The following is a 23,073-nucleotide window of genomic DNA, read 5'->3' on the forward strand; positions in this document are numbered from 1 at the left end:
TCCGCCGGTGGATGTAGAAAACCATATCCACCCCACCCAACCCCCCCCGGAGATTTTATGAGCGACGCCCTGCAACTGATTCTCGAAGATACCGACGGCACCCAGCTGGAAACCTCCTGCAGCCGCTTTGCCGTGGTTTGGCAGGGCAAGGAACTGTGGGTGCAGGCCGTCGGTGACCAGTTGCTGATCGGCGTCGACGTCGCCGAGGGCGACAGCGAGTACGCCAACCTGCTGTTGCGTCCGCAGGCGACCAACCTGGTTAGCCTGCAGCTGGAAATGGAGCCGGCCGAGCTGGACGAGGACGATCACGTCCACGGCCCCGACTGCAACCACTGAGGAGTGTCCGATGCTTGCCCTCGGCAAACTGCTTGAACTGACCCTGGCTGGCCATGAGCCGGCAGCGAAGATCCAGTTGACCCCCGAGGGCACGCGTTTGCGCTGGCTGGCCGAAGGCGCGCTGGAGGTGACCCCGCCGGCGGCGCGCGACAGCGGCCTGGACCTGCTGCTGTCGGCCGGCATCCACGGCAACGAAACCGCCCCGATCGAGCTGCTCGACCGCCTGCTGCGCGGCATCGCGCGCAACGAGCTGCACCCGGCGGCGCGCATGCTCTTCCTGTTTGGCAACCCCGAGGCCATGCGCCGTGGCGAGCGTTACGTGGAGCAGGACATCAATCGCCTGTTCAACGGGCGCCATGAGCAGTCCAGCGGTTTCGAGGCGATCCGCGCCTGCGACCTGGAACACCTGGCGGCGACCTTCTTCAGCAAGGACGGCCGCACCCGTCTGCACTACGACCTGCATACCGCCATTCGCGGCTCGAAGATCGAGCAGTTCGCCCTCTACCCCTGGCACCAGGGGCGCGCGCACTCACGTCGCGAGCTCGAGCGCCTGCGCGCCGCCGGCATCGAGGCGGTGTTGCTGCAGAACAAGGGCTCGATCACCTTCAGTTCCTACACCTACGCCCAGCTCGGTGCCGAGGCCTTCACCCTGGAACTGGGCAAGGCGCGCGCCTTTGGCCAGAACCAGCTGGTCAACCTCGACCTGCTGGAAAACGCCCTCGTCGCACTGATCGAAGGGCGCGAGCCGGCGTCCCAGGGCCTGGACGGCCTGCAACTGTTCGCCGTGGCGCGCGAGATCATCAAGCACAGCGACAGCTTCCAGCTGCACCTGCCGGCCGATATCGAGAACTTCAGCGAGCTCGAGCCCGGCTACCTGCTCGCCGAGGACATCGCCGACACCCGCTGGGTGGTGGAAGAGCAGGGCGCGCGCATCATCTTCCCCAATCCCAGGGTGAAGAACGGCCTGCGCGCCGGCATCCTGATCGTGCCGGACGACGGTTCCAACCTGGCGTAGCCTGCGTGACACCTGTGGGAGCGGCTTCAGCCGCGAACCCTGGCTGATCGCTTCGCGGCTGAAGCCGCTCCCGCATGGAGGGGGGCTTTCCGGCCACTTTCGCGCCCAACTGTATCTTGTGACGACGCGAGGCGGCCTCGTAGCATGGCCCTTTCCATGCCACTCAAGGATGTCCGCCATGCCCCTGATCGACCTGCGCAGCGATACCGTCACCCAGCCCACCGCCGGCATGCGCGCGGCAATGCTCGCCGCCGAGCTGGGCGACGATGTCTACGGCGAGGATCCCACCGTCAATCGCCTGGAGGCCTGGCTGGCTGCGGAGCTGGGCTTCGCGGCGGCGCTGTTCGTGCCCACCGGCACCATGAGCAACCTGCTCGGCCTGATGGCCCATTGCGAGCGTGGCGACGAGTACATAGTCGGCCAGCAGGCGCACACCTACAAATACGAGGGCGGCGGCGCCGCGGTGCTCGGCTCGATCCAGCCGCAACCGCTCGACGGCGAGGCCGACGGTTCGCTGAACCTGGCCAAGGTCGAGGCGGCGATCAAGCAGGACGACTTCCACTTCGCCCGCACCCGCCTGCTGGCCCTGGAAAACACCATGCAGGGCAAGGTGCTGCCGCTTGACTATCTGGCCGCCGCCCGCGAGCTGACCCGTCGCCGCGGCCTGGCCCTGCACCTGGACGGTGCGCGGCTGTACAACGCCGCGGTCAAGCTGGGCGTGCCGGCGCGGGAGATCACCCGGCACTTCGATTCGGTCTCGGTGTGCCTGTCCAAGGGCCTCGGCGCGCCGGTCGGTTCGGTACTGTGCGGTAGCGAGGCGCTGATCGGTAAGGCGCGGCGCCTGCGCAAGATGGTCGGCGGTGGCATGCGCCAGGCCGGCGTGCTGGCCGCGGCGGGACTCTATGCCCTGCAGCATCAGGTCGAGCGTCTGGCCGACGACCACGCCAATGCCGCGCGCCTGGGTGAAGGTCTGGTCGAACTGGGCTACGCGGTCGAGCCGGTGCAGAGCAATATGGTCTATGTGCAGCTCGGCGAGCGGGCCGAGCGGATCAAGGCCTTTATGGCCGAACGCGGCATCGCCGTCAGCGCGGCGCCACGCCTGCGTCTGGTCACTCATCTGGATGTCAGCGCGGAGCAAATCGAGCAGGTGATCGAGGCCTTTGCCGTTTTTCGCTCGCTTTGAGTCGTAACCGCAGCATCCGATAGGCGCCTGCTATCAACAAAGGCACTAGCCGCGCGCGGTGGGCCCGATATAATGCGGCCCTTTGCCGGCTTTTGCCGTGGCCGCCTGATTCCGTGGAAGATCCCTATGAAAAGCGCAGAAATCCGTGAAGCCTTCCTGAGCTTCTTCGAAGAAAAAGGGCACACCCGTGTCGCTTCCAGCTCGCTGATCCCGGCGAACGACCCGACCCTGCTGTTCACCAACGCGGGGATGAACCAGTTCAAGGACTGCTTCCTCGGCCTGGAAAAGCGCGCCTACACCCGCGCCACCACCAGCCAGAAGTGCGTACGCGCCGGCGGCAAGCACAACGATCTGGAAAACGTCGGCTACACCGCGCGCCACCACACCTTCTTCGAAATGCTAGGCAATTTCAGCTTCGGCGACTACTTCAAGCGCGATGCCATTCACTACGCCTGGGAATTCCTCACCTCTGACAAGTGGCTGAAACTGCCCAAGGAAAAGCTCTGGGTCACCGTCTACGCCACCGACGACGAGGCCTACGACATCTGGACCCAGGAAGTCGGCATCCCCGCCGAGCGGATGATCCGCATCGGCGACAACAAGGGCGCGCCGTACGCCTCCGATAACTTCTGGGCGATGGGCGATACCGGCCCGTGCGGCCCTTGCACCGAGATATTCTTTGATCACGGCGAGCACATCTGGGGCGGCCCGCCCGGCAGCCCGGAAGAGGACGGCGACCGCTACATCGAGATCTGGAACAACGTGTTCATGCAGTTCAACCGTACTGCCGACGGCGTGCTGCACCCGCTGCCGGCGCCGAGCGTGGACACCGGCATGGGCCTGGAGCGCATCAGCGCCGTGCTGCAGCACGTCAACTCCAACTACGAGATTGACCTGTTCCAGAACCTGCTCAATGCTGCGGCCAAGGCCATCGGTTGCAGCAACGACGGCCAGGCTTCGCTGAAGGTGGTGGCCGACCATATCCGCTCCTGCGGTTTCCTCATCGCCGACGGCGTCACCCCGTCCAACGAAGGCCGTGGCTACGTGCTGCGCCGCATCATTCGCCGCGCCTGTCGCCATGGCAACAAGCTCGGCGCCAAGGGCAGCTTCTTCTACCAGATCGTCGCCGCCCTGGTGGCCGAGATGGGCACGGCCTTCCCCGAGCTCAAGCAGCAGCAGGCGCATATCGAGCGCGTGCTGAAAACCGAGGAAGAGCAGTTCGCCAAGACCCTGGAGCAGGGCCTGAAGATCCTCGAGCAGGACCTGGTCGGCCTCAAGGGCAAGGTCATCCCCGGCGAGACCGTGTTCAAGCTGTACGACACCTACGGCTTCCCCTACGACCTGACCGGCGACATCGCCCGTGAGCGCGGCCTGAGCCTCGACGAGAGCGGTTTCGAGCGTGAGATGGCCGCCCAGCGCGAGCGCGCCCGTTCCGCCAGCGCCTTCGGCATGGACTACAACGCCCTGGTCAAGGTCGACGCCGACACCCGTTTCCTCGGCTACGAAGGCACCCGCGGCAGCGGCACCATCGTCGCCCTGTTCGCCGACGGTCAGGCCGTCGACAGTCTGGCCGAAGGCGAGGAGGGCGTGGTGGTGCTGGATCAGACCCCGTTCTACGCCGAATCCGGCGGCCAGGTCGGCGACTGCGGCTACCTGGAGAGTGCCGGCGTCAGCTTCGAGGTACGCGACACCACCAAGGCCGGCGGCGCCTTCCTGCACCATGGCGTGGTCGCCAAGGGCAGCCTCAGCGTCGGCGCCTCGCTCAAGGCCGAGGTCGACGCCAGCGTGCGTCAGGCCACCGCGCTGAACCACTCGGCCACCCACCTGCTGCACGCCGCGTTGCGCCAGGTGCTCGGCGAGCACGTGCAGCAGAAGGGCTCGTTGGTCGATAGCCAGCGTCTGCGCTTCGACTTCAGCCACTTCGAGGCGATCAAGCCCGAGCAGCTCAAGGCGCTGGAAGACATCGTCAACACCGAAATCCGCAAGAACTCCGCGGTGGAAACCGAGGAAACCGATATCGACACCGCCAAGGCCAAGGGTGCCACGGCGCTGTTCGGCGAGAAGTACGGCGACCAGGTGCGCGTGCTGAGCATGGGCGGCGACTTCTCCGTCGAGCTGTGCGGCGGCACCCACGTCTCGCGTACCGGCGATATCGGCCTGTTCAAGATCGTCAGCGAAGGCGGCGTGGCCGCCGGCGTGCGCCGTATCGAGGCGGTCACCGGCGCCGCGGCGCTGGGGTACCTGAACGCGGCCGAGGAGCAGCTCAAGGAAGCTGCGGTGCTGGTCAAGGGCAGCCGCGACAACCTGCTGGACAAGCTGGCCGGCGTGCTCGAGCGCAACCGCCAGCTGGAGAAGGAGCTGGAGCAGCTCAAGGCCAAGGCCGCCAGCGCGGCCGGCAACGACCTGGCCGGCGCGGCCGTCGAGGTCAAGGGCGCCAAGGTCCTGGCCGCGCGGCTCGACGGCCTGGACGGCAAGGCGCTGCTGGCGCTGGTCGACCAGCTGAAGAACAAGCTCGGCAGCGGCGTGATCCTGCTCGGCGGCGTGCAGGACGACAAGGTCGTGCTGGTCGCCGGCGTCACCCAGGACCTGACCGCCAAGCTCAAGGCCGGCGACCTGATGCGTCAGGCCGCGGCAGCGGTGGGCGGCAAGGGCGGCGGTCGTCCGGACATGGCTCAGGGCGGCGGCGTCGATGCCGGCAAGCTGGACGAGGCCCTGGCCCTGGCGCAGGGTTTTGCCGAGCAAGGCTTGTAACGAGCGTGAAAGCGGGGCCCGCAGTGCGTCCGGCGGGCCTTGGCAGTGTGACCCGATGCGGGTTTAATGGGCGCCCTTCGAGGAATCAGGCGGCTTTTTGAAATGGCTTTGATCGTACAGAAGTTTGGAGGCACCTCAGTCGGCACCGTCGAGCGTATCCAGCAGGTGGCCGAGAAGGTGAAGAAGTTCCGCGAGAAGGGCGACGACATCGTCGTCGTGGTCTCCGCCATGAGCGGCGAGACCAACCGCCTGATCGACCTGGCCAAGCAGGTCAGCGACGGCGAGCCGGTACCGCGCGAACTGGACGTGATGGTGTCCACCGGCGAGCAGGTGACCATCGCCCTGCTGGCCATGGCACTGATCAAGCGCGGCGTGCCGGCGGTGTCCTACACCGGCAACCAGGTGCGCATCCTCACCGACAGCGCGCACAACAAGGCGCGCATTCTGCAGATCGACGACCACAAGATTCGTGCCGACCTCAAGGCCGGCCGCGTCGTCGTCGTCGCCGGTTTCCAGGGCGTCGACGAGCACGGCAGCATCACTACCCTCGGCCGCGGTGGCTCCGATACCACTGGTGTGGCCCTGGCCGCGGCGCTGAAAGCCGACGAATGCCAGATCTACACCGACGTCGATGGCGTCTACACCACCGACCCACGCGTGGTGCCGCAGGCCCAGCGCCTGGAGAAGATCACCTTCGAAGAAATGCTGGAAATGGCCAGCCTCGGTTCCAAGGTGCTGCAGATCCGTTCGGTGGAGTTCGCCGGCAAGTACAACGTCCCGCTGCGCGTCCTGCACAGCTTTCAGGAGGGCCCGGGCACCCTCATTACCCTTGATGAAGAGGAATCCATGGAACAGCCGATCATTTCCGGCATCGCCTTCAACCGCGACGAAGCCAAGCTGACCATCCGTGGGGTGCCGGATATCCCCGGCATCGCCTTCAAGATTCTCGGCCCGGTCAGCGCCGCCAATATCGAAGTGGACATGATCGTGCAGAACGTCTCGCACGATAACACCACCGATTTCACCTTCACCGTGCACCGCAACGACTACAACAACGCCCTGGCTGTGCTGCAGAAGACCGCAGACGAGTTGGGCGCCCGCGAAGTGGTCGGCGACACCAATATCGCCAAGGTCTCCATCGTCGGCGTCGGCATGCGCTCCCACGCCGGCGTCGCCAGCCGCATGTTCGAAGCGCTGGCCAAGGAAAGCATCAATATCCAGATGATCTCCACCTCGGAAATCAAGGTCTCCGTGGTGATCGAGGAGAAATACCTGGAACTGGCCGTGCGTGCACTGCACACTGCCTTCGAGCTCGACGCCCCGGCACGACAGGGCGAGTAACGCATGATCCGAAAGGCGCGGCTGGTTCCGCGCCTTTCGTCTTTTTGACTGATGCGTCGGAACTTTCTTTCTGCGCGCTCTGGTCAATACTTGGGTGAAGGTTCCCGGGCTTGAGTTCGTTGGGGGCTGCCACCATTTTCTTTTTTGCAGACTGTTGTCCTGAAAATGAAATCCGTGAGGAGAAAGGAATGCTGATTCTGACTCGCCGGGTCGGAGAGACCCTGATGGTCGGTGACGATGTGACTGTCACCGTGTTGGGTGTGAAAGGTAATCAGGTGCGCATTGGCGTCAACGCGCCCAAAGAGGTTGCCGTGCACCGTGAAGAAATCTACCAGCGCATCCAGAAAGAGAAGGGTGACGAACCAAGCCACTAATTTTTCTACAAATTTTTGTTTGCAAACGGGGAAAACATGTTTATCATGCGCCCCGTGTTGCGGAGAGGTGGCCGAGTGGCCGAAGGCGCTCCCCTGCTAAGGGAGTACACCTCAAAAGGGTGTCGGGGGTTCGAATCCCCCCTTCTCCGCCATATTTAGTCAATCAGGCAGGCAGCACGCCTGGTCGGCAACAGCGACACGGACTCATAGCTCAGCTGGATAGAGTACTCGGCTACGAACCGAGCGGTCGGAGGTTCGAATCCTCCTGAGTCCGCCATCTTGGATGGCTTGCAGCAGTGCAAGCCATTTTGCTTCAACCAGCAGCGATCTGGTCTAAAAGCGCTAAACGGACTCATAGCTCAGCTGGATAGAGTACTCGGCTACGAACCGAGCGGTCGGAGGTTCGAATCCTCCTGAGTCCGCCATATCGAATGGCGCTGCAGCAATGCACCAGCCTGTTTCAACCAGCGGTGATCTGGTCTAAAAGCGCCAAACGGACTCATAGCTCAGCTGGATAGAGTACTCGGCTACGAACCGAGCGGTCGGAGGTTCGAATCCTCCTGAGTCCGCCATACCCGAAGGGCCTGCAGCGATGCAGGCCCTTTTTTATTTCCCCTTCACGCAGCCCGCTTCGTCGAAGCTCACCTGGCGTGTGTTGCCGCTGTTGTCGCGGTAGTGGTAGCGCTGCAGGCCGTTCTGCCGGCTGATCTTGTGTGGCTTGCCCAGGCTGCTTTCCACGTCGCTGCGAGTCATGCCGCTGCGAATCTCCTGCTTGACGATCGCGGCCCGCCGCGCGCTGCCGGTAATCCGGTTACCGCAGCCGTCGTCCTGTTGACCGACCACCACCAGTTCACTGGCCCCCTTTGTTCGCGTGCTGCGTTCGGGTTTGGCCAGTGGTACGGCCTTGCCGCTGCTCGGCGTCTGGTTGCGGGCGTTCTGGGTTCGCTGCTGCTGCTCTGTCGGGCAGCCGTGGCGGGTGAAGGTGATATGGCCGTTGGCGTCTTCACAGCGAAACACGGTGGCGGCCAGGCTGGCCTGGATGGGGTAGAGCAGGGCGGCGCAGAATGCGGCGCGCAGCAGTCCTTGCATGGGGCGTCCTCCTTGACGGGTGCCTGGGTCAGCTTAGCCCGTTGTTCCGAGCGTGCCAGGGTGTCCTGCCGAACGTCGCCGGCGTCGCAGCAACAGGATTTCAGCGCGGATTGAAGTTTGTGATGCAAGCAATTGTTCTTGCCTGGCTTTTCTCGCGTGCAAAGCCGTATTGCGGTGTTATCATTTGCCGCGTCAGCCCCGCCGGGGCTTGTGGAATACCACCATGGACTTACCCAGTAGTTACCAGACCCGATTTGACGATCGCGTAAAACCTGATTGATCCCCTTTGGCGTGCCCGCCAACTGGGGGTGGAGCGCGCTATGACTGAAGTAGAAGCCAAGAAGCCGCAAGAGAGCCTGCAGGATCGCCTGGCCCAGGTGGTCGAACTGCTGCATCGGCACAAGCTGGTGGAAGACCTGACCCATCGTCAGGAAGGCCAGCATCACGACCTGGTCGAGAACCTGGTGCACCGGCAGAACCTCGCCGAGCTGCAGCGCAAGCTCGACGACCTGCACCCCGCGGATATCGCCCACATCCTCGAAGCCCTGCCGCTCGACGACCGTCTGACCGTCTGGCAACTGGTCAAGGCCGAGCGCGACGGCGACATCCTGCTTGAGGTGTCCGACGCGGTGCGTGAGACCCTGATCGCCGACATGGACGATCACGAGATCCTCGCCGCGGCCAAGGACATGGACGCCGACGAACTGGCCGACCTGGCGCCGGAGTTGCCGCGCGACGTGGTCCACGAACTGATGGAGTCGCTCGATGCGCAGCAGCGCGAGCGCGTGCGTTCGGCACTGTCCTACGAGGAGGACCAGGTCGGCGCGCTGATGGACTTCGAGATGGTCACCATCCGCGAAGACGTCAGCCTGGAGGTGGTGCTGCGTTATCTGCGTCGTCTCAAGGAGCTGCCGGGCCACACCGACAAGCTGTTCGTGGTCGATTACGACGGCGTGCTCAAGGGTGTGCTGCCGATCAAGCGCCTGCTGGTCAACGACCCGGACAAGCAGGTCGGCGAGGTGATGGCCGACGACCCGGTGACTTTCCACCCGGACGAGGACGCCTACGACGCCGCCCAGGCCTTCGAGCGCTACGACCTGATTTCCGCCCCGGTGGTGGACAAGAACGGCAAGCTGATCGGTCGTCTGACCATCGACGAGATGGTCGACCTGATCCGTGAGGAGAGCGAAAGCGAAGTCCTCAACATGGCCGGTCTGCGCGAGGAGGAGGACATCTTCGCCTCGGTGTGGAAGTCGGTGCGCAACCGCTGGGCCTGGCTGGCGATCAACCTGGTCACCGCCTTTCTCGCCTCGCGGGTGATCGGCCTGTTCGAGGGCTCGATCGAGAAGCTGGTGGCCCTGGCGGCGCTGATGCCCATAGTCGCTGGCATCGGTGGCAACTCCGGCAACCAGACCATCACCATGATCGTCCGCGCCATGGCGCTGGACCAGGTCGGCACCGGCAATACCTCGCGCCTGCTGCGCAAGGAGCTGGGCGTTTCCCTGATCAACGGCCTGCTCTGGGGCGGGGTGATCGGCGTGGTGGCCTATCTGCTCTACGACAGCTGGTCGCTGGGCGTGGTGATGACCGCGGCGATGACCCTCAACCTGCTGCTGGCGGCGCTGATGGGCGTGCTGATTCCCATGACCCTGGCACGCCTGGGGCGCGACCCGGCCATGGGTGCCAGCGTGATGATCACGGCGATGACCGACAGCGGCGGGTTCTTCATTTTCCTGGGGCTGGCGTCGATCTTCCTTCTGTAGGCCGCTCCATCAGCTGCACCAGCCGCCAGGTATCGAGGAAGGCCGTGACGTGCGTGATGCGGCCGTCCTCGAGCTGCATATGCCAGGCGTAGCTGTTCTCATAGCGGCTGCCATCATGGGCGGTCGCCTGGCCATCCCAGATCGCGACCACATAGGGCCCCTGCGCTACCAGCTGGCGAACCGTGGGGGTAATCGGCGTCGCCAGTTTGGCGGTGATGGGTTTGACCGCCTCTTCGAGAAACGCCTGACGTGTGGGGTAGGTACCTGATACCGGGCTGTTTCCGGCGACTATCCACACGGCGTCTTCGGCGAGCAGGTCGAAGACGCTGCCCTGGCCGTTGCGCCAGTCGTCGAAGGCCTGCTGGATCAGGGCGCGATTGTCCTGCGTGGCGCCGGCGGCCCAGCTCGGCAGGCTCAGCAGTGCGCCGAGCAGCAGGGCGCCGAGGTGTCCTAACGGGTTCATGGATCGATTCTCCTATTGGCGGCTAGCGCCTGCGGCGTGCAGGGCGCAGGCCTCATGCTAGGCGGGGCGAGGCGGGCTGCTAAGTCCGGTTACTCTTTCGATCTTGCCTGTTTCTATTGCAAGGGCCATAGAATGTCGGCCCGCGGAAACTGCCGAGTCTCCAGAGCCATGATCGCGATATCCGACAGGCGCCAACGCATGGTGGAACTGATGCTGCGCCTGGCCCCGGAAGAGGGCTACACCGAGTCGTTACTCGACGGCGTGACCTTCATGCGCGCCAATCGCCCGCTGCCCAGCACGCCGGCGCTGTACGAACCGAGCATCGTCATCGTCATCCAGGGGCGCAAGCGCGGGCTGCACGACGGCAGGTTGTATGTCTACGACGCCCAGCACTACCTGGTGCTGGCGCTGCCTCTGCCGTTTTCCATCGAGACCGAGGCCAGCGCGGCCGAGCCGTTGCTGGGGCTGGCGCTGCGCATCGACCCGTTACTGGTCGCGGAGCTGGCCATCGGCCTGGACGGGGCGTCGCCTCCGGCGCCCGCCACCCTCTGTTCGAGCCCGCTGGATGCCAGGTTGAGCGAGGCGACGTTGCGCCTGCTGGAGGCGTTGGCCGAGCCGGACGAGGCGCGTTTGCTGGGGCCGTCGATTCTGCGCGAGATCGTCTTCCGCGTGTTGCAGGGCGAGCAGGGCGGCGGCCTGCGCGCGACCCTGGCGCAGGGCAGCCATTTCGGCCGTATCGCCAGGGTGCTGCGGCGCATCCACAGCGATTATCCCCAGGCGCTCGACGTCGCGACCCTGGCCGCGATGGCCAATATGAGCGTGCCGGCCTTCCATGTGCACTTCAAGGCCGTGACCAGTCGCTCGCCGTTGCAGTATCTCAAGGCCATCCGCCTGCACCAGGCGCGCCTGCTGATGATTCGCAGCGGCATGAGCGCGGCCGACGCGGCGCAGCGGGTCGGTTACGAAAGTCCTTCGCAGTTCAGTCGCGAGTTCAAGCGCCTGTTCGGGCGTACCCCGGGCGCTGAATGCCGCCATTTCAAGGCGCTGCTGGCGCTGGCGCCCGCCGTCGTCTCCCGGTCGGGCGTGGCTTCCTAGCGGGCCTCGCGCGAGCGCCCTCGTCTTTGGTAGTGGCAGTGCGTTGCCTACTACATAAAATGCCCGCCTGGTCCGTTTGAGGTTTGCTTGAAACGCTTGTTTCAGGCTAAGGTTCGCCAGCTTTGCCCGGGGCCGATCCCGGGCGCTCCTAATCAATAATGAATGCAGCCCGCGAGCTGCTGGCAAAAGGAGCCAAGATGACCCCCAGTGAACTCCTGCTCGAGGGTGTCGAGCTCATGCTGTTCGGCATGGGTTTCGTGTTTGTCTTTCTGGTGCTGCTGGTGCTGGCGATCCGCGTGATGTCGCGTCTGATCGAAGTCTTCGCCCCGCACACACCTGCCCCCGTCGCCTCTTCCGCAGTACCCAACGGCAAACCGGCCAGCCAGGAGCCGGATGCCGAATTGCTGGCCGCCATTCAATCCGCCATTCATCAGCACCGCGCCCGCCGCGGTTGATCAGGTTCTAGAGGGAGCACCTGTATGACTGCCGTTAAACAAGCACTCGGGATCACCGATGTGGTGCTGCGCGACGCCCACCAATCCATCCTGGCCACCCGCGTGCGCCTTGAGGACATGCTGCCGATCGCGCCCAAGCTCGATCAGGTGGGCTTCTGGTCGGTGGAGTCCTGGGGCGGTGCGACCTTCGATGCCTGCATCCGCTACCTGGGCGAAGACCCCTGGGAGCGCATCCGCGCGCTGAAGCAGGCGATGCCCAATACCCGCCAGCAGATGCTCCTGCGCGGCCAGAACCTGCTGGGCTACCGCCACTACGCCGACGACGTGGTGGAAAAATTCGTCGAACGCGCCGCCGTCAACGGCGTCGACGTGTTTCGCGTGTTCGACGCGATGAACGATCCGCGCAACCTGCAGACCGCCCTGCAGGCGGTCAAGCGCCAGGGCAAGCATGCCCAGGGCACCATCTCCTACACCACCAGTCCGGTGCACACCCTGCAGATGTGGGTCGATCTGGCCAAGCAGATCGAGGACATGGGCGCCGACTCCATCACCATCAAGGACATGGCTGGCATCCTCACGCCCTACACCGCCTTCGAGCTGGTGTCGCGACTCAAAGCCAGCCTGGCCATCCCGATCCATATGCAGTGCCACGCCACCGCGGGGCTGTCTTCGGTGGCCATCCTCAAGGCGGTGGAGGCCGGTATCGATAACGTCGACACCGCGATTTCCTCGCTGTCGATGACCTACGGCCATTCGCCGACCGAATCGGTGGTGGCCATGTTCCAGGGCACTGAGCGCGACACCGGACTGAATCTGGAGCTGCTGGAGGAAATCGCTGCGTACTTCCGCGAAGTACGCAAGAAGTACGCGAAGTTCGAGGGCAACCTCAAGGGCGTCGACTCGCGCATCCTGGTCGCCCAGGTGCCGGGCGGCATGCTCACCAACATGGAAAGCCAGCTCAAGGAGCAGGGCGCCCAGGACAAGTTCGACCAGGTGCTGGCCGAGATCCCCCGCGTGCGCGAAGACCTCGGTTTCATCCCACTGGTGACCCCGACCTCGCAGATCGTCGGCACCCAGGCGGTGATCAACGTGCTCACCGGCGAGCGCTACAAGTCCATCACCAAGGAAACCGCCGGCGTGCTCAAGGGCGAGTACGGCGCCGCGCCCGCGCCGTTCAACGCCGAGCTGCAGGCGCGCGTGCTCGATGGCGCCGAGGCGATCACCTGCCGTCCGGCCGACCTGCTGGACGCCGAAATGGACAAGCTGACCGCCGAACTCAAGGGCATCGCCCAGGAGAAGGGCATCAGGCTGGCCGCCGACGAGATCGACGACGTGCTGACCTACGCGCTGTTCCCGCAGATCGGCCTGAAGTTCCTGGAGAACCGCGGCAACCCGGCGGCCTTCGAGCCGGCGCCGACCGGCAAGGAAACCCCTGCCCGCGAGGCCGGCAAGCCCGAGGTCTACACCGTCGAAGTCAATGGCAAGTCGTTCGTCGTGCAGGTGGGCGAGGGCGGCGATATCGAGGGCATCAAGCCGCTCGCTGGCAGTGCCTCGGCTGCACCTGCCGCGCCCGTTGCCGTGGGGGGTGGCGAGCCGCAGGCGGCACCGCTGGCCGGCAATATCTTCAAGGTGCTGGTGCAACCCGGTCAGACCGTGGAGGAGGGCCAGTTGGTGATCATCCTCGAGGCGATGAAGATGGAAACCGAGATTCGCGCCTTCAAGGCCGGCAGCATCGGAGCGGTCAACGTCAAGGTCGGCGATGCGGTGGCGGTGGGCGACAGCCTGCTGACCATCGGCTGAGGGGCGCACCATGGAAAAGCTGCTCAAGCTCTGGCAGAGCACCGGCCTGTACCACTTGGAGCCCGGTCAGGCGTTCATGATCGCGGTGTGCATGCTGCTGATCTACCTGGCGATCAAGAAGGGCTTCGAGCCCCTATTGCTGGTGCCAATCGGTTTCGGCGGCCTGCTGTCGAACATCCCGGTGGCCAATATGGCCGAGGGCGCCGGTTTCCTCCACCTGATTTATGAGGTGGGTCTGCCCACCAGCATCTTCCCGCTGCTGATCTTCCTCGGCGTCGGCGCCATGACCGACTTCGGACCGATGCTGGCCAACCCCAAGACCCTGCTGCTCGGCGCCGCCGCGCAGTTCGGCATCTTCGGCACCCTGCTCGGCGCCCTGGCGATCACCGCCATCGGCATTCCGGGGATGGAGTTCAGCCTCAAGGAGGCGGCATCCATCGCCATCATCGGCGGGGCGGACGGGCCGACCTCGATCTTCGTCACCTCCAAGCTGGCGCCGCACTTGCTCGGCCCCATCGCCGTGGCGGCCTATGCCTATATGGCCCTGGTGCCGCTGCTGCAGCCGCCGATCATGCGCGCGCTGACCACCAAGGAGGAGCGCGCCATCGTCATGCAGCAGCTGCGTCCGGTGGGGCAGACCGAGAAGATCATCTTCCCCATCGTGCTGTGCCTGCTGATCGGCATGCTGCTGCCGGACGCCGCGCCGCTGATCGGCATGTTCGCCCTCGGCAACCTGCTGCGCGAATGTGGCGTGGTCGAGCGCCTGGCCGATACCTCGCGCAACGCGCTGATCAACATCGTCACCATCTTCCTCGGTCTGACCGTGGGTTCCAAGCTGTCGGCCGAGGCCTTCCTGCAACTGAAGACCCTGGGCATCCTGCTGCTGGGCATGGTCGCCTTCTGCGCCGGCACCGCCGCCGGCGTGCTGATGGCCAAGCTGATGAATGTGTTCAGCACCCACAAGGTCAACCCGCTGATCGGCTCGGCCGGCGTCTCGGCGGTGCCTATGGCCGCCAGGGTGTCGAACAAGGTGGGGCTGGAAGCCAATCCGCAGAACTTCCTGCTGATGCACGCCATGGGGCCGAACGTGGCCGGGGTGATCGGCTCGGCAGTGGCGGCGGGGGTGCTGCTCAGCTTCGTCGGCTGAAGAAGGCGCGGAGTTCGCTCCGCGCCTTTAATACCCCCACAAAAAAACCGGCTCAAGGCCGGTTTTTTTGTGGGGGCTCGCCTCAGGCTTCTTCGGCGGCCATTTCCACGTCGTGGGCGATCAGGGCGACCAGGGCGTTCTGCTGGCGGCGCGACAGCTGACGGAAACGCTGCAGCAGTTCGCGCTCGTGCAGGCTCAGCTCGGGGCTGTCGAGACGCAGGTTGAGCTCGTCGCCCAGGGCGCCTTCCTGCAGCATGCTCTGCTCCAGGCGGGCGATGATTTCCGAGTTCATGCTGCGGTGATGGTTGCGTGCTACGTCAGCGATACGCTCACGCATGCCATCGGGCAAGCGAACGACGAATTTGTCAGCCGTGCGGCTGGAATAGGTAGCCTGTTTCATAGGGCGCATACATTAAACCGGTTAGTTCAGGAGAGCGAGACTGGTAGTCAGTTTCAAGATTGTCACCGGTTTGACCATCTTTAGCACTAGCCGTTCAACCAGTATCGCGTTATGCGTCGTTATGACCTAAGGGTCATCTGAACAGTTCCTTGACGCCAATTACGTGTCGAATTCTGGGCCAGGTAAAGGCGATATGCCAGCACCGACTGTCAGAAATGCGCAGTATTCGGCAGAAGTCGTGCTCGGGCTGTGCTCGGGCATAAAAAATTCAAGCCCTGGTCACTCAATCGTCATCCCCGGTTCACGGCTCTGACACAGCTTGCGCCTACCTTGGTCTACACCAGATGGCGGCCAGGCGCTGCCTTCTTATCGTCAATGATAGTAGAGGGCCAGCCCATGAGCGCAGTGATTCGAGTCGATAGCCTGAACAAGACCTTCGGTCAGAAACAGGCGTTGTTCGACCTGGCGCTGTCGGTGCAGCCGGGCGAGATGGTGGCGCTGATCGGCGCCTCCGGCTCGGGCAAGTCGACGTTGCTGCGGCATCTGGCCGGCCTGGCCTGCTGCGACCGCAGCGGCGGTGGCAGCATCGAGGTGCTTGGCCGTCAGGTGCAGGCCGCAGGCCGTCTGAACGGCGAGGTGCGCCGCCTGCGCGCCGATATCGGTTACATCTTCCAGCAGTTCAACCTGGTCGGTCGCCTCAGCGTGTTGCAGAACGTGCTGCTCGGCGGCCTGGGGCGCATGCCGCGCTGGCGCGGCAGCCTCAGTCTGTTCAGCGCCGAGGAGAAGCAGCGCGCCATGGACGCCCTTGAGCGCGTCGGGCTGGCCGATCTTGCCGTGCAGCGCGCCTCCACGCTATCAGGCGGCCAGCAGCAGCGCGTGGCCATCGCCCGTGCCCTGTGCCAGCAGGCCGAGGTGATCCTGGCCGACGAGCCGATCGCCTCGCTCGACCCCGAGTCGGCACGCAAGGTGATGGAGATTCTCGCCGACATCAACCGCTGCGACGGCAAGACGGTGGTGGTGACCCTGCATCAGGTCGACTACGCGGTGCGCTATTGCCAGCGCGCCGTGGCGCTCAAGGGCGGGCGCATTCATTTCGACGGACCCACCGAAAGCTTCAACCCCGATTTCCTCAATGACCTCTACGGCGGCGATCTCGATATCAGCCTGCTGCTGCCGCAAGGGCAGCGCCCACGGGCTGTAGAGCGTCCGCTGGCGCTGGCCAAGGCCTGACGTCGCCTCCCTCATTCGAAACAACAACGCCAACCCGCAACAGGAGTGTGCTCCATGTTCAAACGCATCGGCCAGGTGCTGGCTGCCTCTGCGCTCGTCACCGGTTCCCTGCTGGGCTCGGTCCAGGCCGCCGAGGAACTCAACTTCGGCATCATCTCCACCGAGTCCTCGCAGAACCTCAAGGCCATGTGGGATCCCTTCCTGGCCGACATGAGCAAGCAGACCGGGGTAAAGATCAACGCCTTCTTCGCGCCTGATTACGCCGGGATCATCCAGGGCATGCGCTTCGACAAGGTCGATGTGGCCTGGTATGGCAACAAGTCGGCGATGGAGGCGGTTGATCGCGCCGGTGGTGAGATCTTCGCCCAGACCGTGGCGGCCAACGGCGCACAGGGTTACTACAGCCTGCTGGTGGCGCACAAGGACAGCTCGATCAACTCGGTCGAGGACATGCTCAAGAACGCCAAGTCGCTGACCTTCGCCAACGGCGACCCCAACTCCACCTCCGGCTACCTGGTACCGGGCTATTACGTGTTCGCCCAGAACAACGCCGACGCCGGCAAGGTCTTCAAGCGCTCGCTCAATGGCAGCCATGAGGTCAACGCGCTGTCGGTGGCCAACAAGCAGGTCGATGTCGGCACCTTCAACAGCGAAGGCATGGAGCGCCTGGAAGTGACCGCGCCGGACAAGGCCGCGCAGCTCAAGGTGATCTGGACCTCGCCGCTGATCCCCTCCGACCCCATCGTCTGGCGCAAGAACCTGCCGCAGGAAACCCGCGACAAGCTGCGCAACTTCTTCATGACCTACGGCATCAAGCCGGAGGAGAAGAAGGTGCTCGAGGGCCTGCAGTGGGGCCAGTTCAAGGCTTCCGACAACGATCAGCTGCTGCCGATTCGCCAGCTCGAGCTGTTCAAGAAACGCACCGAAGTGGCTAACAACGCCACGCTCAAGGACGCCGACAAGCAGGCTCAGCTCAAGGAACTGGACGCCGAGCTGGCCAAGCTGGAGCAGCGTATGGCCGAGCGTGAGAAGCAAGGCGGCGCCAGCGCCGGCTGACCCCGAGAGCCGCCCTGCGAGAGTGGGGCGGTTCTCGCAAAGCTCGCCGCTGAAGCGCCTCCCACAGGATCGAGAATTACCCATGACCACACTGACCACCGCCACCCCGGCCACCGAAGCCAAGCGCAGCTGGCTGCAACTGATCGGCTGGGGCCTGTTCTTCGCCGTACTTGCCTGGTCCTGGCAGGGCGCGGAAATGAACCCGATGGCGCTGGTGCGCGATGCCGGCAACATGGCCACCTTCGCCGCCGACTTCTTTCCGCCGGATTTCAGCAACTGGCAGCACTACCTCAAGGAGATGGTGGTTACCGTGCAGATCGCCCTCTGGGGCACGGTGCTGGCCATCGTCTGCGCCATTCCACTGGGCATTCTCTGCTCCGAGAACATCGTGCCCTGGTGGATCTATCAGCCGGTACGCCGGGTGATGGATGCCTGCCGTTCGATCAACGAAATGGTCTTCGCCATGCTCTTCGTCGTCGCGGTCGGCCTCGGCCCCTTCGCTGGCGTGCTGGCGCTGTTCATCAGCACCACCGGGGTGCTGGCCAAGCTGTTCGCCGAGGCGGTCGAGGCCATCGACCCAGGCCCGGTCGAAGGCGTGCGCGCCACCGGTGCCAGTGCCCTGCAGGAAGTGATCTTCGGCGTGATCCCGCAGGTGCTGCCGCTGTGGATTTCCTACTCGCTGTACCGCTTCGAGTCCAACGTGCGCTCGGCCACCGTGGTCGGCATGGTCGGCGCTGGCGGTATCGGGGTGATCCTCTGGGAGGCCATACGCGGCTTCCAGTTCGCCCAGACCTGCGCGCTGCTGATCGTGATCATCCTGGTGGTGAGCGCCATCGACATCCTGTCCCAGCGCCTGCGCAAGCTCTTTATCTGAAGGAGGAGGAGGGCGCCTGCGTGCGCCCTTTTCAAACGATGAACTTGTCTAGACAAAGCGAACCGCTGTACCGCGAGCTGGCCGCCGTGTTGCGCGAAGACCTGCAACGCATGAGCCCGGGCGACTACCTGCCGGGCGAGATGCAACTGGCCGCACGTTTTTCCGTCAACCGCCACACCCTGCGCCGCGCGGTGGACGAGCTGGTGCTCGAAGGCCGACTGCTGCGCCGCCAGGGCAAGGGCACCCAGGTGCTGGCCAAGCCGCTGGTGTATCCGGTGGAGGCGGGCAGTGCCTTCAGCCAGTCGCTGTCGGCGCTCGGCCACCGGGTTGAAGCGAAATTGATCGAGCGCCTGCGCCGTGGCGGCAGCAGCGAGGAGTGCCGCCACCTGCAATTGCCCGATGGTAGCGAGCTGATCGAACTGGCCACCCTGCGCCTGCTCGACGGCCAGCCGCTGAGCCTGATCCGTCACCGTTTCTGCGCCAGCCTGGCGCCACTGTTGGCCGACTACCAGGGCGGTTCGCTGCGCCAGTACCTGGCCGAGCGCGACCTGCCGCTGGCGCGCACTTTCAGCCTGATTGGTGCGCGTCTGCCCAGCCGCGAAGAAGCCGCGCACCTGCTGATGCCGCGCCATGCGCCGCTGCTCAGCGTACTCACCCTGTCCCGCGATCCCGCTGGCCGGGCGGTGGAGCTGGCGCAGTCCAGCAGCCGCGCCGACCGCTTCCAGTACCAGGTAGCGACCTGATGGAGACCCGCATGAACGACCTTGATCCGAACATCGCCGCGCGCCAGCGCTGGATGGGTGTGCTGGCTCGCGCCGGCGACGCTCTCGATGCCCATGAAGCGGCGCTGAAAGACAGCGCCTACCAGCTGATCCGCGCCCCCGAGGTGGGCATGACTCTGGTGCGCGGGCGCATGGGCGGCACCGGCAGCGCCTTCAACCTCGGCGATATGACCGTGACCCGCTGCGTGGTGCGCCTGGCCGACGGCCGTACCGGCTACAGCTACCAGGCTGGTCGCGACAAGCGCCGCGCTGAACTGGCCGCCCTGGCCGACGCCCACCTGCAGGGCAGTGACCAGGCGCGCTGGCTCAGTGACCTGATCGAACCCCTGGCCCGCCAGCAGCGCGAACAGCGACTGGCCCGGGCCGCACAGACTGCCACCACCCAGGTGGAGTTCTTCACCCTGGTCAGAGGAGAGGATTGATGACTACGCCGCACAGCTCGCACTGGCTGCAACCGGCTTTCGACGACCCGGTGCTGGACGCCCAGCTCAGCTTCCGCGCCGCCCTCGGCGCCCTGGCCGAACCGGGTCTGCCGCGCGCCATGGATCGCGCCCACGCCCTGGGTGACCTGGCCCCGGCCACCTATGGCTTGTGTCTGGCCTTTCTCGACAGCGACACGCCGCTGTGGCTGGCGCCGCGCTTCGATACGCCGCTGATCCGCGCCAACCTGGCCTTCCATTGCGGCTGCCCGATCATCGCCGAGCGCGAGATCGCCCTGTTCGCCCTGCTCGATGAGAGCGAGTTGAGCGATCTGTCGGACTTCGACAATGGCAGCGAACGCTACCCGGATCAGTCCTGCACGCTGCTGATTCAACTCGACGATCTGCACGCTAGCCCAGCCCTGCGCTGGCGCGGCCCGGGCATCAAGGACGTGCGCAGCGTCAGCCTGCCGTTGCCGGCCTCGTTCTGGCAGCAGCGCCAGGCGCGCAACGCTTTTCCCCGTGGCCTGGACTGCTTCTTCGCCGCTGACGGCGAAGTCATCGGCCTGCCACGCAGCACCCACGTGCTGATCGAAACCGAGGAGGCTGCCTGATGTATGTCGCCGTCAAGGGTGGCGAACGCGCCATCGACAACGCTCATCAACTGCTGGCCAATCGTCGCCGCGGTGATACCGCCGTCGCCGAACTGGGCGTGCAGCAGGTGCGTCAGCAACTGCCGCTGGCCGTGGCCCGCGTCATGAGCGAGGGCTCGCTGTACGATGAGGAACTGGCTGCGCTGGCCATCAAGCAGGCCGCGGGCGATCTGATGGAAGCCATCTTCCTCTTGCGCGCCTACCGCACCACGCTGCCGCGCTTCGGCGCCAGCGAGCCGCTGGATACCACGACGATGCAACTGGAACGGCGCATCTCCGCCACCTTCAAGGATTTGCCTGGCGGTCAACTGCTCGGCCCGACCTTCGACTACACCCACCGTCTGCTGGATTTCACCTTGCTGGCTGAGGGCGACTATCCGGCGCCGGAAGCAGCCGTTACCGCTGAGCCCAAGCCCTGTCCGCGGGTGCTGGATTTTCTCGCAGGCGAAGGGCTGATGGCCCGCGAGCAGGACGACGGCACGCCGGTACCCGACATCACCCGCGAGCCGCTGGCCTTTCCCGCCAGCCGCGCCGAGCGCCTGCAGGCGCTGGCCCGTGGCGACGAGGGCTTCCTCCTGGCGCTGGGTTATTCCACACAGCGTGGTTACGGACGCAACCACCCCTTCGCCGGGGAGATCCGCATCGGTGATGTCGAGGTGTGGATGACGCCCGCCGAACTGGGTTTCGCCGTGCCACTGGGCGACATCGAAATCACCGAGTGCGAGATGGTCAACCAGTTCGTCGGTGACAGCGCTGAGCAGGCGCAGTTCACCCGCGGCTACGGCCTGGCCTTCGGTTACGCCGAGCGCAAGGCCATGGGCATGGCCCTGGTCGATCGTGCCCTGCGTGCCGGCGAGTACGGCGAGGAAGTGCAGGGCCCGGCGCAGGAGGAGGAGTTCGTGCTGATGCACTGCGACAACGTCGAGGCCGCCGGCTTCGTCTCGCACCTGAAGTTGCCGCACTACGTCGACTTCCAGGCCGAACTGGAACTGATCCGCAAGCTGCGCCGACAGGCGTCGGCAGAGGAGAACCACTGATGAACCTTTCCACTGCAAGCGGCGTCCGCGAGGCGTCGGCCTACAACTTCGCCTACCTCGACGAACAGACCAAACGCATGATCCGTCGTGGCCTGCTCAAGGCCGTGGCGATCCCCGGCTACCAGGTGCCTTTCGGCGGCCGCGAGATGCCGCTGCCCTACGGCTGGGGCACCGGCGGCATGCAGCTGACCGCCGCCATCCTCGGCCGTGATGACGTGCTCAAGGTGATCGACCAGGGCGCCGACGACACCACCAACGCGGTGTCGATCCGCCGCTTCTTCGCCCGCACCGCCGGCGTCGCCACCACCGAGCGCACGGTGGAGGCCAGCGTGATCCAGACCCGCCACCGCATCCCGGAAACCCCGCTGTCGGCCGGGCAGATCATGGTCTACCAGGTGCCCATCCCCGAGCCGCTGCGCTTTATCGAGCCGAGCGAGCAGGAAACGCGGACCATGCACGCGCTGGAAGACTACGGCGTGATGCACGTGAAGCTATACGAGGACATCGCCACCTTCGGCCATATCGCCACCGCCTACGCCTACCCGGTGACGGTGGACGAGCGCTACGTGATGGACCCCTCGCCGATCCCCAAATTCGACAACCCCAAGCTGGACATGAGCCCGGCGCTGATGCTGTTCGGCGCCGGTCGCGAGAAGCGCCTGTACGCGGTGCCGCCCTTTACCCGCGTGGTCAGTCTGGACTTCGAGGATTACCCCTTCGCCGTGCAGCGCTGGGACCAGTGCTGCGCCTTCTGTGGCAGCAGCGAGTCCTTCCTCGACGAGCTGATCGTCGACGACGCCGGCAGCAAGCGCTACGTCTGCTCCGACACCGACTACTGCCGCCAGCGCACCGAGGAGAACCTGCAATGAGCGCCGCCGAACCTCTGCAACCTGCCGTGGCAGCGGCCGAGCCGCTGTTCTCGGCGCGCAACCTGACCCGCCTGTACGGCCCGGACAAGGGCTGCCAGGGCGTGAGCTTCGACCTCTATCCCGGCGAGGTGCTGGGTATCGTCGGCGAGTCCGGCTCGGGCAAGTCCACCTTGCTCAGCCTGCTCTCCGGGCGCTGCCCGCCGGATCGCGGCGCGGTCAGTTATCGCGGCCGCGATGGCCAGTGGCTCGATCTGTACAGCGCCAGCGAGGCGCAGCGGCGCACGCTGTTGCGCACCGAGTGGGGCTTCGTCGAGCAGAACCCGCGTGACGGCCTGCGCATGGCGGTATCGGCCGGCGCCAACATCGGCGAGCGGCTGATGGCCCAGGGCGTGCGCCACTACGGCGAGCTGCGCGCCGCCGGGCTCGACTGGCTGAGCCAGGTGGAGATCGACCCGGCGCGTATCGACGACCTGCCGCGCACCTTCTCCGGCGGCATGCAGCAGCGCCTGCAGATCGCCCGCAACCTGGTCTCCGCGCCGCGCCTGGTGTTTATGGACGAACCCACTGGCGGGTTGGACGTATCGGTGCAGGCGCGCCTGCTCGACCTGTTGCGCGGCCTGGTGCGTGAGCTGGACCTGGCGGTGGTGATCGTCACCCACGACCTGGCGGTGGCAAGGCTGCTGGCCGACCGCCTGATGGTGATGCGCCGCTCGCGCGTGGTGGAGGCGGGGCTGACCGACCAGATTCTCGACGACCCGCAGCATCCCTATTCGCAGCTCTTGGTGTCGTCGGTGTTGCAGCCATAAGCGTATCGCGAGCTGGCGCTGCGTAGGGTGGATGACGCTTTTCTCATCCACCAGCGAGTCGTCATCGGTGGATGGATAAAGCGCCATCCACCCTACAACCGACCACTCGTAGCCCCGAGGAAACCGGGGCTACGA

Annotated in this window: 23 protein-coding genes and 4 tRNA genes; 24 read left to right on the forward strand and 3 right to left on the reverse strand. The window is 65.1% G+C overall.

Going from position 1 to position 23,073, the window contains the following annotated elements; translation table 11 throughout:
- The first annotated feature begins 57 nt into the window (after positions 1–57).
- From ACW9UL_RS08880 to ACW9UL_RS08925, 10 genes are all read left to right on the forward strand, one after another.
- Positions 58–336 carry a topoisomerase II gene (locus tag ACW9UL_RS08880; protein ID WP_457790218.1) on the forward strand — a complete coding sequence of 93 codons (279 nt, stop codon included), beginning with the start codon at positions 58–60 and terminating at the stop codon, positions 334–336.
- Between the two features lie 10 nt (positions 337–346).
- The gene (gene astE / locus ACW9UL_RS08885) at positions 347–1,351 is read left to right on the forward strand and encodes a succinylglutamate desuccinylase (RefSeq protein ID WP_457790220.1); all 1,005 of its coding nucleotides are present in this window, start codon (positions 347–349) and stop codon (positions 1,349–1,351) included.
- A gap of 178 nt (positions 1,352–1,529) precedes the next feature.
- On the forward strand, positions 1,530–2,534 hold the full coding sequence (gene ltaE, locus ACW9UL_RS08890; protein ID WP_457790222.1) for a low-specificity L-threonine aldolase: 1,005 nt from the start codon (positions 1,530–1,532) through the stop codon (positions 2,532–2,534).
- Between the two features lie 126 nt (positions 2,535–2,660).
- Positions 2,661–5,285, forward strand: a complete 2,625-nt coding sequence (alaS, locus tag ACW9UL_RS08895) for an alanine--tRNA ligase (RefSeq protein ID WP_457790224.1) — start codon at positions 2,661–2,663, stop codon at positions 5,283–5,285.
- Positions 5,286–5,387: 102 nt separating this feature from the next.
- Positions 5,388–6,626, forward strand: coding sequence for an aspartate kinase (locus ACW9UL_RS08900; protein WP_457790226.1), 1,239 nt, complete (start codon positions 5,388–5,390; stop codon positions 6,624–6,626).
- A 188-nt stretch (positions 6,627–6,814) separates the two neighbouring features.
- Complete coding sequence (csrA, locus tag ACW9UL_RS08905) at positions 6,815–7,000, forward strand: carbon storage regulator CsrA (RefSeq protein WP_003244478.1); 186 nt, start codon at positions 6,815–6,817, stop codon at positions 6,998–7,000.
- Between the two features lie 61 nt (positions 7,001–7,061).
- Positions 7,062–7,152 (forward strand) — tRNA-Ser (locus ACW9UL_RS08910).
- 48 nt (positions 7,153–7,200) lie between these two features.
- A tRNA-Arg gene (locus ACW9UL_RS08915) sits at positions 7,201–7,277 on the forward strand.
- A 71-nt stretch (positions 7,278–7,348) separates the two neighbouring features.
- Positions 7,349–7,425, forward strand: a tRNA-Arg gene (locus ACW9UL_RS08920).
- A gap of 70 nt (positions 7,426–7,495) precedes the next feature.
- Positions 7,496–7,572 (forward strand) — tRNA-Arg (locus ACW9UL_RS08925).
- A 34-nt stretch (positions 7,573–7,606) separates the two neighbouring features.
- Here ACW9UL_RS08925 and ACW9UL_RS08930 read toward each other — a convergent pair.
- On the reverse strand, positions 7,607–8,089 hold the full coding sequence (locus ACW9UL_RS08930) for a DUF4124 domain-containing protein (protein ID WP_457790228.1): 483 nt from the start codon (positions 8,087–8,089) through the stop codon (positions 7,607–7,609).
- A gap of 320 nt (positions 8,090–8,409) precedes the next feature.
- On the opposite strand from ACW9UL_RS08930, the gene mgtE reads away from it, so the two are divergent.
- The gene (gene mgtE / locus ACW9UL_RS08935) at positions 8,410–9,852 is read left to right on the forward strand and encodes a magnesium transporter (RefSeq protein ID WP_021444690.1); all 1,443 of its coding nucleotides are present in this window, start codon (positions 8,410–8,412) and stop codon (positions 9,850–9,852) included.
- Here mgtE and ACW9UL_RS08940 read toward each other — a convergent pair.
- Positions 9,815–10,315 (reverse strand): nuclear transport factor 2 family protein, encoded by a 501-nt coding sequence (locus ACW9UL_RS08940; protein ID WP_457790230.1) that lies wholly within the window; start codon positions 10,313–10,315, stop codon positions 9,815–9,817. The genes mgtE and ACW9UL_RS08940 overlap by 38 nt on opposite strands.
- Before the next feature lie 198 nt (positions 10,316–10,513).
- Here ACW9UL_RS08940 and ACW9UL_RS08945 point away from each other — a divergent pair, with 198 nt between their 5' ends.
- The 4 genes from ACW9UL_RS08945 to ACW9UL_RS08960 all read left to right on the forward strand — a co-directional run bounded on the left by ACW9UL_RS08945 (position 10,514) and on the right by ACW9UL_RS08960 (position 14,812).
- On the forward strand, positions 10,514–11,410 hold the full coding sequence (locus ACW9UL_RS08945) for an AraC family transcriptional regulator (protein WP_457790931.1): 897 nt from the start codon (positions 10,514–10,516) through the stop codon (positions 11,408–11,410).
- Positions 11,411–11,607: 197 nt separating this feature from the next.
- On the forward strand, positions 11,608–11,865 hold the full coding sequence (locus tag ACW9UL_RS08950; RefSeq protein WP_457790232.1) for an OadG family protein: 258 nt from the start codon (positions 11,608–11,610) through the stop codon (positions 11,863–11,865).
- 24 nt (positions 11,866–11,889) lie between these two features.
- Positions 11,890–13,665, forward strand: a complete 1,776-nt coding sequence (oadA, locus tag ACW9UL_RS08955) for a sodium-extruding oxaloacetate decarboxylase subunit alpha (protein WP_457790234.1) — start codon at positions 11,890–11,892, stop codon at positions 13,663–13,665.
- 10 nt (positions 13,666–13,675) lie between these two features.
- Positions 13,676–14,812 (forward strand): sodium ion-translocating decarboxylase subunit beta, encoded by a 1,137-nt coding sequence (locus tag ACW9UL_RS08960; protein WP_021444685.1) that lies wholly within the window; start codon positions 13,676–13,678, stop codon positions 14,810–14,812.
- Positions 14,813–14,894: 82 nt separating this feature from the next.
- On the opposite strand, the gene ACW9UL_RS08965 is transcribed toward ACW9UL_RS08960, so the two are convergent.
- Positions 14,895–15,221: an Arc family DNA-binding protein gene (locus ACW9UL_RS08965; protein ID WP_031303295.1), complete on the reverse strand. Its 327-nt coding sequence runs from the start codon at positions 15,219–15,221 to the stop codon at positions 14,895–14,897.
- Positions 15,222–15,608: 387 nt separating this feature from the next.
- On the opposite strand from ACW9UL_RS08965, the gene phnC reads away from it, so the two are divergent.
- The 9 genes from phnC (at position 15,609) to phnK (ending at position 22,938) form a co-directional block, all read left to right on the forward strand.
- On the forward strand, positions 15,609–16,442 hold the full coding sequence (gene phnC / locus ACW9UL_RS08970) for a phosphonate ABC transporter ATP-binding protein (protein ID WP_457790236.1): 834 nt from the start codon (positions 15,609–15,611) through the stop codon (positions 16,440–16,442).
- A 54-nt stretch (positions 16,443–16,496) separates the two neighbouring features.
- The gene (phnD, locus tag ACW9UL_RS08975; protein ID WP_457790238.1) at positions 16,497–17,498 is read left to right on the forward strand and encodes a phosphonate ABC transporter substrate-binding protein; all 1,002 of its coding nucleotides are present in this window, start codon (positions 16,497–16,499) and stop codon (positions 17,496–17,498) included.
- An 82-nt stretch (positions 17,499–17,580) separates the two neighbouring features.
- Positions 17,581–18,372 carry a phosphonate ABC transporter, permease protein PhnE gene (phnE, locus tag ACW9UL_RS08980; protein WP_457790240.1) on the forward strand — a complete coding sequence of 264 codons (792 nt, stop codon included), beginning with the start codon at positions 17,581–17,583 and terminating at the stop codon, positions 18,370–18,372.
- 20 nt (positions 18,373–18,392) lie between these two features.
- Positions 18,393–19,115: a phosphonate metabolism transcriptional regulator PhnF gene (phnF, locus tag ACW9UL_RS08985; protein ID WP_021488644.1), complete on the forward strand. Its 723-nt coding sequence runs from the start codon at positions 18,393–18,395 to the stop codon at positions 19,113–19,115.
- A gap of 11 nt (positions 19,116–19,126) precedes the next feature.
- On the forward strand, positions 19,127–19,576 hold the full coding sequence (gene phnG / locus ACW9UL_RS08990) for a phosphonate C-P lyase system protein PhnG (protein ID WP_457790242.1): 450 nt from the start codon (positions 19,127–19,129) through the stop codon (positions 19,574–19,576).
- Positions 19,576–20,187 (forward strand): phosphonate C-P lyase system protein PhnH, encoded by a 612-nt coding sequence (gene phnH / locus ACW9UL_RS08995; RefSeq protein WP_457790244.1) that lies wholly within the window; start codon positions 19,576–19,578, stop codon positions 20,185–20,187. Before phnG ends, phnH begins: the two co-directional genes overlap by 1 nt.
- Positions 20,187–21,263: a carbon-phosphorus lyase complex subunit gene (locus tag ACW9UL_RS09000; RefSeq protein WP_457790246.1), complete on the forward strand. Its 1,077-nt coding sequence runs from the start codon at positions 20,187–20,189 to the stop codon at positions 21,261–21,263. Before phnH ends, ACW9UL_RS09000 begins: the two co-directional genes overlap by 1 nt.
- On the forward strand, positions 21,263–22,132 hold the full coding sequence (locus ACW9UL_RS09005) for an alpha-D-ribose 1-methylphosphonate 5-phosphate C-P-lyase PhnJ (RefSeq protein ID WP_457790248.1): 870 nt from the start codon (positions 21,263–21,265) through the stop codon (positions 22,130–22,132). The genes ACW9UL_RS09000 and ACW9UL_RS09005 overlap by 1 nt, the downstream gene beginning before the upstream one ends.
- Positions 22,129–22,938, forward strand: a complete 810-nt coding sequence (gene phnK, locus ACW9UL_RS09010; protein ID WP_457790250.1) for a phosphonate C-P lyase system protein PhnK — start codon at positions 22,129–22,131, stop codon at positions 22,936–22,938. The genes ACW9UL_RS09005 and phnK overlap by 4 nt, the downstream gene beginning before the upstream one ends.
- Positions 22,939–23,073 lie beyond the last annotated feature (135 nt).

The organism is Pseudomonas sp. PL-6 (genome assembly GCF_054110165.1).